Genomic DNA, 13084 nt, shown 5'->3' on the forward strand with positions numbered 1-13084 from the left:
AAAAAGCCCACAACAGAGTGTGGGCTTTGGTAGGTTAGACAAGTAATCAGATTTTTACAGTAGCGTCGTCATCAATGTCTGATTGAGAAGTAATTCAAACAAATTTATTTAATCTTCAATTCTATAAACTCTATAACTCAAGTGTTGTTACTAAAAAATATGTTCTATTACTTAATTTTTTACATTTAGTTACAGTTATTCTTGAAAATAAAGTTCTCCTCAATATAATGCCCTGTTTTTAAATGAAAAATAAATCAAGGATGATTGTGTGAAATCAATGCCTGTTCTTAAAAGTGGCGAACTCTCTTCGTCGACGTTACTTACTAGTTTATCTAATCAATTTTACGCAAAGCTAAAAAGTCCTTTTATTTGCTTTTTCATCGTTATTTTGTTGTTTGCTTCATTTAGTTCTTATGCGGCAATGAAAGTACATAGATTTGAATGGTCACCCTCTGTTGTTACGCTTGGCACTCCAACAACCTTTTATTGGAATATTGAAGGAGCAGAGTTTTGTTTTGGCAATAACAAGCGTCGCACAGCTGTTGGAAATAATGGGCGTCAACTATTTTCAAGTCCTGTAAACAGAACAACTAGCTGGTATTGTCAAGACAGCAGTGGTGATAGGATATACTTGACAGCAAATGTTAGAGTTTTACCGCCAGCGCCAGGAAGGTTAAGTGCTCCGAGTGCACCAAGTAATGTACCGATTAATAGTAATCAGACTATTTCATGGTCATCTACAAGTGGTGCTGATTATTTTAACCTTTACCAGAACGGTAATCTTTATTATCAGGGGAATCGCACATCCACAACGATTTCCAGCAGCACGAGTGGCACTAATAGTTACCGTGTCAATGCTTGTAACGACGGCGGTTGTGGCCCTTTATCAAGCACTCGATATGTAAGCTTTTACGACAAACCGTCAACACCTAGCTCTATTCCTGATGTAGTTGGAGGCAGTTATCACCCTTATGGTACAACAGTTCAACTGAGTTTACCGACAGTAGCGAACGCCACATATTACCAAGTTTTTATGAGCACAACTGACAGTAATTATCAATTACAATCAAGTGCAACCCAAGTTACATTAAGAGATAACTGGGGATATAACTACATAAGATACAAAGCGTGTAATAGTGCCGGGTGTAGTGGATTAAGTTCTTGGCGTAGAACGCATTCTTATGGTTCGCCTAAACAAGCTTACCCAACAGCAAGCAGTAATTTGGTTACAACGGGTAATACTGTAAAAATAAGCTGGCCAAATCCGCGCCAGATAATCTATTCAGGAACCCATTACGAGCGTCAGATAGTCTCGCCTTCGAATAAAGTGACTAATTTATCTCGTTTGAATCATGTGTCAGGTGCAAGTGCCACCGAGTATACATCGCCCGCCTTGACCGAAAATGGTGTGTATACATTTAAAGTGAGGGCATGTAACCCTAGTTTGCCTTGCGGCCCTTGGGGAAGTACCACAGTCAATGTGCCTGTCAATATTACTCAATCACCAACGCTAAATGTGGGTTATGCTTATCACCCAGTAAATAGTTCGAAAGAAATTAATTGGTCTGCGGTGACTGGTACGAATCGTTACGAGCTTTATGAAGGTGAAACAAGGATTCATAATCATAACTCTATCAAAGACTTTGTCACTCATAGTAATTATGGAAGACGCCACTACAAAGTAAGAGCCTGTAACGAAGCAGGCTGTGGTCCTTTCTCTTCTTCATTACCAATTTACTTTTATACTGCACCAGGCGGAGTGAATAACTTTAAGGCAACACCTGCAAGCCTAGAAGTAGGCGGAACAACTCGACTTTCTTGGGATTTACCAGGTGGAGATGTACCAGGTATCTCATATGTAATCGCTAGAGATGGTGCAGAAATTGGTCGAACGACGAATCGATTTATTGATGTTGCAGTACCAAATCTGCAAAATAATTTTACGATAGTCGCATGCAACCCAGAAAATGTTGGCTGTGGTAGTACGCGCAGTGTGAGCGTAGAAGGGACACCAATCACTCCGCCAACCGCTATACCTTCGGTTTTGGGTGGTCACTATTATCCACTTAATTCAACTATTAATGTAAATATATCTGCGATAAGTGGTGCAACAAGCTATCGTTTAAAAGTTGAAACTGGCACGCTTGAAGGTGCAAACAAGCAAGAAGTACTGAATAAGACTTTTACAGGTTCAACAACCAGTTTTTCTTCAGCGAAAACGGGTTACCATTTTGTTTCATACGCTCAATGTAAAGGGAGCTACTGCAGCGAGTTTGGCCCAACTCAACGAATTGTAGTATATGGCAAACCGGGTTTTGCCAAAAATGTGGTGGCAGATCCTGTTTCAGTAAATGTTGGTAGCAGCGCAAATATTAAATGGTCATTTAATGGTGTTCGTGTAGGTGGGCATTACAAAGTGCAACAGATTCGTCCAAATGGTACGACAAAACACTATGCTAATGTGTCACAAACAACCGGTGTATTCGATTTCTCACAAGTGACAGAATCACTGGTTCTGCCGGGTGTTCATACGTTTAACGTGAATTCGTGTAATGATGATTCGCTTTGTAGCGGAAACGTAACAGCTGCGGTAAATGTTTATCCAACGACACCTGATACAATTCCGAATGTTGATGGTGGGCACTATAAAGCAGTCAATAACAATGTAAATGTTACTTTACCAACTATTGCTGGGGCAAAAAGTTACAATTTAAAATTACAAACAGGCAACCTTGCAGGTACGAATAAGCAACCAGCGCCCGAAACAATTACCTATCAAGGTAATGTCGCTTCATTCACACCAAAATCAACTGGGTATTACTTTTTGTCATATGCTCAATGCAGCGACGGGCTTTGCAGCGATTACAGCCCTGAAGTACGCATCCATGTTTATGGGAAATCAGACGAGGTTACAGAGCTTAGTGCGCTTCCTGCAAGTGTATTTGAAGGGCATAGCAGCAGTATTAGCTGGAAGTGGGCTCGCAAGATACGTGTAGGAGCGTTTTATCGTGTGAAACAACTCAAGCCAGATAGTACGACGGTTGTCCACCATGATGTTGTTCAAGAAGCATATGTCGAAAATCACAGTATGACTATTGAACAATTAGTGCAAGTAGGTGCACATACGTTTACTGTGAGTAGTTGTAATGATGAAACACTTTGTACAGATGGTGTGTCGGTAGTAATTAATGTAAAACCTCAAACGCCTAGCCAGACGCCGGAGCCAGTAGGTGGCAACTATCAGCGTGTAAATAGTAATGTTTCAGTCACTATGCCGATAATTTCTGGTGCGCAAAGCTATAAATTAAAGTTGCAAACTGGAAACCTTGAAGGCACCAATAAACAACCTGTAACCGAATCAATTACATATCAAGGGAATATAGCCAAGTTCACGCCGCAATCGACTGGTTATTATTTCTTATCGTATGCCCATTGTAGTAATGGGGGGTGCAGTAAATATGGCCCAGAAGTACGCATACATGTTTATGGTAAATCAGGAGAAGCAACAGCAGTTTCAGTAGACAAGACAATTGTCAATGCAGGTAATAATGTGACTGTCAGTTGGAAATGGGCAAGTGGTATTCGCGTTGATGGTTATTACGAGGTTGCGCACACGTTGCCAAATGGCACGCTTAATACAGCGTATAAGCCAAAGGTAGTTCAAAAAGCTTTTGTTGAAAATCACCAGATAGCTAGCCCAATACTCAATCAAAAAGGCAAACATAAATTTAAAGTATTAAGTTGTAATGATGAAACGCTTTGTACCACTGGAGTTGTAACTGAAGTTGACGTTATAGACCCAATTACAGTCAATCGGTTTGAATGGGCTCCGAATAAAGTTGTAGTGGGCCAACCCTCAACTTTCTACTGGAGCATATCGGGTGTTGAAACATGTCAAAGAGCAGATGTTGAAGTCGACCCGAAAGGGCCGAGAGCGAATGTAGGTAATAATGGTGTTCAAATATTCAAGGTGGTTCAGCAAAAGCAAACGAAGTGGGAGTGTTTTACTAAATCAGGAGTAAGATATCCATTTAATTCTTCTGAATTTATTACAGCGCAGCTTGATGTTTTGGAGCAAGCTGATGGTGTACATATGCCAGTCCTCAGGAAAAACTCAGACAGTTTAATATGGACTTATAATTCGCCCGCTGACAGTTACAAATTAGAGGTAGCAAAGTGCGGCGCGAGTTGTGAAGAGATCCCTTATACAGCATGGCAGTTGGAAGGCTATGTTACAGAGCAAAGTTATTTATTGCCTGAATTAGTTGAGAATAAAGTTTATCGTATTCAGGCCTGTAATGCGCAGCAAGAATGTGGCGCGCATAGTAATAGCATAGCGGTAACGGTTGACGACACAGTTAATGTCAATCGTTTTGAATGGGTAAAACAGACGACACTCATAGGGCAACCAAAAACATTTTATTGGGATATTACAGGCGTTCGAGACTGTCGCGCTATTAAAAATGGTGAAACAGAAGTTGACAGGTGGCGTGGTAATGCAGGCAACAACGGCATTCAAACTTTCATGGCAGAAGGTGATTATACTACAACTTGGGAGTGCTTTGTCGGTGAGGGTGAAACTCAACGGTATCCATCAGATCCCTCTAAATTTATTACAGCAACACATCGAGTCTTAAAAGATCCTGATGGCATCAATATCCCTGAATTAAAAAAAGAGGCTGATACTCTAAATTGGTCAACCATAGCTAATGCACAGAGTTATGAACTTCAGCATTACGCGTGTGGTGAAAGTTGTGGTAACTATACTGAAGCCAATTGGCAACTTGCCCAAGAGAATGCATCAACAAGTTTTATATTACCAAATGACGATACTAAACGCGCCTATCGTGTTAAAGCCTGCTTTGCCGATGAAAGTTGTACTGCATGGAGTAATGTGTGGAATCCAGAGCTTCATAAGCTTTATTCAAGAAAACTTGAAGAATTAACGGCAAACCTTGCTGCCATTGAAGACGCTTCATTTTCTAGCCCCATATTACCTCCGAGTGAAGTTGTCGGTACTTTAAACTCAAAAGCTGAAGTTAATGGTGGTGGCGTGAGTTACACTGTTCCAATTAAAATCCCTCCGGGTAGGAAAGGGATCTCACCAGAGGTTGCTCTAAGCTATCGCAGTAACCGTGTTTCTCAAAGCTCTGTAGGTTTGAGCTGGACTATCTCAGGAATTTCTTCAATCAATCGTTGTGACGCTAACTATATTGAAGATGGCTTTTACAATAAATACGATTTATCAGATGACGATAAGCTCTGTCTTAACGGGCAAAAACTTGTAGTTGTAGAAGGTGAATATGGCGTAGCAGGCTCCAAATATCGCACTCTGAGTGAAAGCTACAATTTAGTTGAGTTATTGGGAGACGACATTAACGGAACCGGCGCATATTTCAAAGTAACTAACAAAGCAGGTAATGTAATTTACTATGGCCAGACTTTAAACAGTAGGCTACAAGATTCTGAGAGTACGGTCACGCTTAGTTGGTACATAAATAAGCTTGTTGATGACGAGAATATCGGTAACAACATCGAATATGTCTACGATAATGAAAATGGTGAGATCAATGTAAGTAATATTTATTACACTGGTTTTGGCACTACTCGCGGGACTAGACAGGTTGAATTTGCATATGTGCAAGCGTCTAACTCTAGTTTTAGTTATGTTAAAGGCAAAAAATTTAATCAATCAAAACAACTGTCATCAATACACGCTTATGTTGGTGATAGTCTCGTTAGAGAATATAACCTAAATTATAAAGATAGCGGAAGTGAAGCAACTGGCAGGCGTTTGCTCGAATCGATACAAGAATGTGGAATTAATCCTAACGACTCTTCAGAAGAATGCTTACCAAAACGTATGTTTGATTACACAGGTAAAGCAATTACTTTTGAAAAAGTTGTATCGACAAATACGCTCTTCAATTCAGATATGCCTTGGAGTCAACAAAACCAAATTATTGCGGATTTTAATAATGATGGTACGTTGGATATTGTTAAAAACAAGCAACTCCACCTCTTATCCCTTGAAAATAATCAGGTTGTAATCGACAAAGTCATAGAATTGCCTTTTAAACCTGTTCCAAAAGCGGATGCAAGAGAATATTTAACCTTGGGGTCGCTAGATATAGATCATAATGGAGTACTTGACCTTATTGGTGTTGGGGAGAATGGACTAAGAATTGCACAATTAAATGATGATAGAACTGAATTTCAGTCTACTGACCTTAATATCCAAATGCAGTGCTCTGTAAAAGCACTTACTATTAATACATTCACTGGCAAACGATTCTACGGGTTTGATTATAAACATCGTGAAGCATGTAGGGCGGATGCTTTTTCTAATAATGAAGGGGGATACTATTTATTTCATCGTTCTTCGTATAGTGAGTTAATGTTATCGGTCTTAGATGAGAGTTGTGAAAACTATGTTTGCAGCACCAAAGCATTGCCAGGTATAAAAATTGATCCTAACTCTACATTTGATACATTCGAATATCGTCCAACAGACTATCAGGTTACTGATTTTAATAGTGACGGGGTACCTGATGTTGTTAGACTGGAGCACGACGGCGATGATGTTTTTGTAAAGGTATTTCAGATTAATGAGAGACGTAATTTAGAAACAAATGAGAGAAATTTAACACTCAATGTGTATCAGCTACCTGTGAATGTTTCCAAATATTGGAGTATGGCTGCTGGTGGGCATCACTGGATCGATGCCAATGGCGACGGCAACTCAGATTTGTTGGTTTTCTCGCACACATGGAAGCTTTACATCAATAATGGTGGCAACTTCGAATTGCCTATTGATACCGGCATTGAGGTATTTGATTTTGATAAAACTTATGAGGGATGGAATTGGAGTCCTCGTGCGTCATACACAACTAATTCATCTGTTAAAGTACTGGATTTTAATGGCGATGGTAATCAAGACTTTATGTTCTTACATCGTAATCTAGACAAACGTGACTGCATGAGTGATCGCTCGCGTTCAATGTGTAAAGAGGGTAATGGTTCAGAGTCTGCTGGGCCAGATGATTTTAACATATCCAATATGGCATTTGGTGATTACTCTGTTTATCTCTCAAATATTGACGCGACAGGCAATGTCAATTTTGAGCTTTTAGAAACCGATATTACAGGTACGCTTGGCTTCTTTTACGCCTCTGATTTTAATAGTGATGGCGTTGTTGATTTTTATACTGCTAAATACCTGCACGATGGCACAATAGCAAGGGAATGGCAGGATAATCGTCCAACCGAATACTATATTTATTTCGGGCAAAAAGCGGCTGGCGGTGAGACACCCGATTTACTCAAAAAAGCCTATGATCAAAAGCAAGATGGTGATGGTGAAGCCATCGCCAATATGGGCATTGATGATCGGTTTTTTTATAAAAGCTTTTTGAAACATTGGTTGACTACCAATGAAGCAGCAAGTTTTACCAATGAAGGGTTAGCTGATTATAGTTTTAGGGTACCGAGCAGTGATCCTGTAGTAGTGCTCCATCGTAGCCAGAATAATCATCGTTATTCAGATATATATAAACGCTATCAATATTCACCCCCTGTGTATAATCGTGCAGGGCTAGGCTTTGTTGGTTTCGAAAGGATCACTGAGAGCAACAGTGCAACTTACTTGTCAACAGAATTTAATTTTAACACACACTACCCGCTTGTAGGCAGGTTAGCAGAACTTAAAACTAGAAAAACAAGTGACGATACTTTAATCAACGAGAAGTCAATTACATGGTGTAGTCTTAGTGACAATGAGTGTACCAGTATCGATGATAACACTTATTTTATTTATAAAAAGGCAGATAGCGCGATATATAATGACGTTGATGGCACGTTACTTTACAGTGTGAGTAATAACTACAATAGCTATGACATATACGGTAATTTAAAACTACATACTGAAACGATAAGTGATGCAGTCAGTACAAAAACAAAAACAAATAAGTTTGAGTACTATGCGGCTGATGAAAATAGTTGGTGGTTGAATAAGTTAAATTACAGCGAAACTAAAACACAAAAATTATACTCAGAACAGTATTCATTGGATTCTAAAGGGTTTAATAACACTAAATGGTTTAAGAAAACATATGCGTGGGACACTGAAATTAATAGACGCGTGAGCTCTATAACCGAAACGGCAAGTGGCACTGGCATCTCTAAAGTGACCTCTTTCACTAGCTACGATAAATACGGCAATGTGCAACAACAACAAATTGAGGCTGTTGCTGATGAAAACGCAGAGTATTCAGGCGGAAATCACACGCAAGTAACTACATTCGACCGCACTTCATCAAGTGGTTATTTTACCAATAAAATAAAAAATAACATTTGGGACGAAGCTGCTGTGACAAAAACCTTCGATGTAGGCTCTGGGCTTGTAACCAGTGAGACATCCATTGAAGGTATGGTCATAAATTATAAGTATGACGCGTTCGGCAAATTAATAGAACAAGATTCTAACACAAGTAAACCACGTTATTTTGTATATCAGTGGTGTAACGAAACAATAACTTGTAATCATGATGCAAGTTACCAAGTCACTGAAATGCAAGAAGCAGCTGCAACAAAAGTGACGGAATACAACAAAGCGCATCAACCGCTTGTAATAACAACGAATAGTTTGTCTAACGCCGATAAATATATTATAGAGAGCTTCAAATATGATAATTTAGGCCGAGTAACGAATCATTATTTACCTGCATTTGAAGAGGATAAGCATCAAAACAAAATTGCTTACTCTGGTTATGATGTACTTAGCAGGCCGAGCAAAAAAATCGTCACTAAAACACCGCAGAATTACGATGTCACCTATAGCTACGTGGGGTTAAAAACTACCTTTACAGTAAACGCTGGTGCAGATGGCGTTTTAACAATGGAACAAACGCATGATTCCCAAGGCCTGTTGATGGGAACCAAAGATGCGTTGAATGGTGTGTCCTCATTTAGTTATGACGCAAATGACAACGTCATTCTGTTAAAAGACGCGAGTAATAACTATACCTACTCAAATTACGATGGCTTTGGTTTTAAAAAGCAATTGGTTGATCCTAATATGGGTACTTGGCATTATCGCTACAATGCTTTTGGCCAAAAACGTTGGGAGAAAAATGCAAAAAATATTGAACTACGTTATGACTATGATGCAATTGGCCGATTAACACATCGTTATGTCAACAATGCCTTAGATAGCCAATGGCGTTATGATGCAAGTAAAGACAATACGCTTTCTTCAACAAGCAGAAAAAATCATAAAGTTGAATACGTGTATGACAATAAAGGACGAGCCACAAAAGAAACAACGTCAATTAAACATGATGGGCAAACTCGGGAGTTTATTTTCGAGTATGCTTATGACGCTAATTATGGTTGGTTAAAGGGCACGAAATACCCGTCAGGAGAAGTTATTAGCCACAGATATGATAGTTATGGCAATTTGATCGGTGATGTTGATGAAAATACCAGCGAAACACTGCGCTCAATTACTCAACTCAATGCTGCTGGTAGTATCGCTCAGGCAAACTACCTTAACGATTTAAAAGAGCACCGCAGTTTTTATGCAGGTGGCGAAGTTTCGCAAGTTTGTGTGACTAAGCTAGATAACTGCACTTCATCATCAGCGCTAAGTAATATTGCTTATGTTAGTTACGATAATTTTGGTAATTTGAAAAAACAACAAGACAATATTACCGAGGTGCATGAAGACTATGTGTATGATGATTTGCATCGATTAGACAGTGCGACGCGCAGTGCTCATGGTTTTATCATGCCAGAATTCACGCCGATAACTGTGGATTATGACTACGATGCGGTTGGCAATATAACGTCAAAATCAGATTATGCGACAAACTATAATTACCTTGAGACAGACAGCACAACGGGTGGCCCAAATGCGGTAAAATCACTCAAAAAGCTAAATGGCGAGACAATCGACTTTGCTTACGATAATAATGGTAACCTTACTCAAGGTGATAACTTTAGTGCAATGTACAATATTTTCGACAAGCCAGTTACCCTTGCCAGAGGTACTTCAAACTCAGCGTTTGAATACGATGCGGACGGTACCCGTTATATTCAAATTAAAACTGTCGACGGTCAATCAAGCGTGACATTTTATGTGGGGGCTTATGAAGAAGTCCACACAAGCGACAGTGATAACCCGCTGAAAAAACACCATATTTCAAGTTTTGGTCTGATCACCCATGAAGAGGGATTTAAACAGTTATTGTACCTTCATGGTGACCGTTTAGGTTCAATTAATCTATTGACCTATGGTTATGTTGACGATAACAGAGCGCTCGAATATGCGCTGGCTGAAAGGCGTAGCTTTGATATGTTTGGTAAGCCGCGTGATGAATTCTGGGGTGACAGTAAGCAAGGCTTTTTAAAATCCGATTTAAGCACGCGCGGATTTACAGCCCATGAACATTTAGATGAATTAGCAGTGATCCATATGAATGGGCGTGTATTTGATTTTAACTTAGGGCGTTTTTTAAGTGTTGATCCGGTGATACAAGCACCTGAAAATACTCAGAGCATTAACCCTTATAGTTATTTGATGAATAACCCGCTTGCAGGGACTGACCCAAGTGGTTATACCGGGCTGACGATGATGCAGCGACTTGGTGGGTGGCAAACTGTGTATCAATCACCCACTGAAACTCAAAAAGAACAAATAACCGATAAGGGTGAAATTGAAGCTGGGGAGATTGGGGGTACCAATTCAGCATTATTAGAAAACTTGGTTCAGTCATTAGCGACCATTGATGATGTTCGGATTGGCAAACAGATGAGTCAATTGACAGTGGATCTTGTGAATAATAAAATCAGCTCGGAAGAATACATTAAACAGATGGGGGCATATGGTGATGGTGCGATCATCGGTATTTCAATTATATCACCAATTGATGAAGCAGCTTTGGCCGTGTATGCAATCAGTAAAACCGGTCAGTTTGGTCTTAGAGTTGGGAGTGTTACTAAGAATGGAGACGGAGTATTCCAATTTGGAGACGAACTTGTAAAACAAATAGCACAGCAACAATATAAGGCTGGATTTAGTCACTTAAAACAGTATATGAGTCCTAAAGAAATTAAGGCCTATTTGGCAGATCCTGATAATGGTTCTAGGTTCATTGGCCATGCTGTTCATAGAGGTACTGAAGCAACACTCCAGAAAATGCACCCAGGAAGATTTGACTATAACGCTACGCGCGCTTTCGATTTCTTAGACAAGGCAACAGGTCAAGCTATCGAGTTGACTACAAAGAAAGGTGTGAAAACGCATCTGAATCGAGCTGCCGATATAGTGACGTATAATTAAGAGATTGTATAAAATGAGTGATATTGAAATATTTAATCAGAGGCTTAAGTCAGAATCCTTTTCAGGTCAAAAAGTCAATAAATTTATTGCAGTTGAAAGTGAGTTCTTAGACTGTTCGTTTCAGGATATGATTATCAAAGATATTTGTTTTGGTGGTGGAACTAAACAAACTAAATATGTTAATTGTACATTCGATAACACCTCTTTTTCATCAAATGTTCTGGGTGTGGCTCGATTTGAAAATTGTAGTTTTAAGAATGTTAAGGTTAAAAAATTTTTTTGTATTGACGCTGAGTTTATTAATTGTGTATTTAGTGGAGAAATAAAGCAGGGTAACTTTGTTGGAAAACATCGGGATGTTGATGGTAAAACAAGAACAAATGAAATACAGGACAATGACTTTACAGGACTTGTATTTGGCGATGTCGGATTTACTAATATTGATTTATCGATGCAAAAATTTACTCAAAACGAAAATTTAGCCGTTATTACTGATGTTTCTAGTTTTATTTCAAACATAAAGTCTGAAGTCGAGAAAATTACGGATTTTGCAATGTATGATAGTGCCGTTAAAGTATTAACAATCTTAGAAATGGAAAGTGACGGAGGTAATAATCAGATGCTTGTAGATAAATTGAGTTTTCCTAAAAAATTACAAGAAGCGGCTGAGCTCGTTTTATCCTATAGAAAACTAGAAAACTAGAAAACTAGAAAACTAGAAAACTAGAAAACCAAAGAATAACAAAGACACCCACTCTAATTTGATTTAGTTTGGGTGTTTTTCTATGTTTAGGGTAGGTTACACTTCTTAAGGATGAGAAGTTCTATGGCGGTTCCAAGAAAACAACAAATCAGTCTGATTGATACTCCCTATTATCATTGCATTTCTCGTTGTGTACGCCGTGCGTTTTTATGCGGTGAAGATAAAAGTACAGGGCAATCATTTGAGCATCGAAGAGCTTGGGTTGAAGATAAGCTACTTGAATTGACGAAAGTGTTTTGTATAGATGTATGTGCGTATGCCGTAATGAGCAATCACACTCACATTGTATTGTGCGTAGATGAGAAAAAAGCAAACCGACTCAATCAAAAAGCCGTTATTATGCGTTGGCATAAATTGTTTAAAGGCAATTTACTGACACAAAAGTTCTTGTCATGTGAGCCACTCAATCCAGCTGAGGTAAACACGTTAGCTGAAATGACTAAAGTGTTCCGAAATCGTTTAAAAGACATTAGTTGGTTTATGCGTGTGCTTAATGAAGACATCGCGCGCAAAGCAAACTTTGAAGACAACTGCACAGGCCGCTTCTGGGAAGGGCGATTTAAATCTCAAGCACTCCTTGATGAAGCGGCACTTGCAGCCTGTATGGCGTATGTTGACTTAAACCCAATAAGAGCAAAAATAGCAAACACCCCAGAAAAATCAGATTACACCAGCATTCAACAACGCATTAACGCAGCACTTAAAGGCACTCAACCCAAAGCACTGCTTAAGTTTGCAGGTAACCCACACAAACATATGCCAAAAGGCTTACCGTTTGAACTCAAAAGCTATATTGAACTCGTTGAGTTAACAGGACGTATTATTCGCGAGGATAAGCGCGGCGCTATTTCAGCGAATGAACTTCCAATGTTAACTCGTTTGGGTATTTCGCCTGAAAATTGGCTTAAGCTCACCACGCAATTTACCAAATCATTTCATGGTGCTGTTGGAAAACCAGACAATATGATTGAATATTGTGA

At 39.2% G+C, this 13084-nt stretch carries 3 protein-coding genes; all 3 read left to right on the forward strand.

Annotated elements, in window-relative coordinates; translation table 11 throughout:
* The first annotated feature begins 277 nt into the window (after positions 1–277).
* Complete coding sequence (locus tag AN214_RS21025) at positions 278–11341, forward strand: RHS repeat-associated core domain-containing protein (RefSeq protein WP_235576790.1); 11064 nt, start codon at positions 278–280, stop codon at positions 11339–11341.
* 13 nt (positions 11342–11354) lie between these two features.
* Positions 11355–12044 (forward strand): hypothetical protein, encoded by a 690-nt coding sequence (locus tag AN214_RS21030; protein WP_054981509.1) that lies wholly within the window; start codon positions 11355–11357, stop codon positions 12042–12044.
* 123 nt (positions 12045–12167) lie between these two features.
* A partial coding sequence (locus AN214_RS21035) for a hypothetical protein (RefSeq protein ID WP_054981510.1) occupies positions 12168–13084 on the forward strand: 917 nt, incomplete at its 3' end.

The sequence above is a fragment of the Pseudoalteromonas sp. P1-9 genome (genome assembly GCF_001399975.1).
GTDB lineage: Bacteria > Pseudomonadota > Gammaproteobacteria > Enterobacterales > Alteromonadaceae > Pseudoalteromonas.